Annotated in this window: 1 protein-coding gene; it reads left to right on the forward strand. The window is 68.2% G+C overall.

Going from position 1 to position 1322, the window contains the following annotated elements; genetic code table 11:
• Window positions 1-1322, forward strand: a 1322-nt coding sequence (locus tag JCM9942_RS16155; RefSeq protein ID WP_157723000.1) for a tetratricopeptide repeat protein, incomplete at both ends; no start/stop codon positions are given.

Genomic DNA, 1322 nt, shown 5'->3' on the forward strand with positions numbered 1-1322 from the left:
GGCAGGGCTGCTGCTGGCGGCCGGGTTTGTCTGGCGGTTGGGCCAGGCCCGGGCCGAGGCCGAGCGCGAGGCCATGGTCGCCGAACAGGTCAGCGGCTTTCTGGTGTCCATGTTCCAGGCGGCCGATCCGCGCGAGAAGGGACTGCGGGGCGGAGAAACGATCAGCGCCAGGGAGGTGCTGGACCGGGCCGCCGTGCAGGTGGACACCGATCTGGATACCGCACCGGAAGTACGCGCGCGGCTGAAGGCGGTGATCGGGCTGGCTTACAAGAATCTGGGGGATTCCAGCAGGGCCCGGCCACTGATGGAGGCCGCTGCCGAAGCACTGGCGCAGGCCGGTGGCGCAAAGAACATCGATCTGGCCGCGCAGAGTCTGAATATGGCCTCCAGCACCTATTCGGCCGATCGCTTCGGCAAGGAGGGTGAGCGTCTGGCGCGCCGTTCGCTGGCGCTGCTGGGCGAGGGCGCGCCGGACAGCTTCCGGATTGCGCAGTCCTGCAACTCGCTGGGACTGGCGTTGCTGTCCGAGCAGCGCTATGACGAGGCCGAAGCGGCGTTCAAACAGGCCCTGCAACGGCATGAGGCCGGCCGGCGGGAGCAGTTCATCGGCGTGCTGCAGGACAACCTGGGCATGCTCTACCGGCGCAAGGGCGACCTGGCCGCCGCGCTGGCCATGTTCGACCGTTCCACACCGATGTTCGAGCGCCTGTTTGGACCGATGTCGTTCGACTACTGGGGCAGCCATACCGAGCGCAGCCTGGCCGTGGCCGACAGCGGCAGGCTGGCGGAGGCGGTGATGCTGTTCGAGGCCAACCTGGCGCGGGCACCGAAGATTTTCGGCGAACACAGTGTGTATGTGTCCAGCGAGAACAACCGGCTGGCCGCCACGCTGATCCGCAAGGGTGAGTATGTCCGCGCGCGGCCTTATCTGGATGAAGCGCTGCGGCTGACGGTCGCGGTGCAGGGCAAAGACAGCTACGGCTATTCGCTGGTACTGGAAACGGCGGCGCAGCTGGCGGTGGGGACCGGCGACCTGCGCCGTGCCGAGGCCGACTACCGCACGGTGCTGGCCACGCGCGAGGCGGTGATCGGCGCCGATCATCCCGATACGCTGGATGCGGCGTTGCAGCTGGGCCTGTTGCTGACCCGGCTGGGCAGGAACGAGGGTGACGCGCTGCTGCAGCGGGCGTATCGGCAATGGCTGCCGCGTATTCCCGCCAACAGCGCCAACGGCATCCGCGTGCGCCAGGCCTGGACGGAGTGGCTGATCGGCAAACAGCGTCTGGACGAGGCGGCGGCGATGCTGGCGGCGCTGGAACCGG

Origin of the sequence: Stenotrophomonas pictorum JCM 9942 (assembly GCF_001310775.1) — a bacterium.
GTDB lineage: Bacteria > Pseudomonadota > Gammaproteobacteria > Xanthomonadales > Xanthomonadaceae > Stenotrophomonas > Stenotrophomonas pictorum.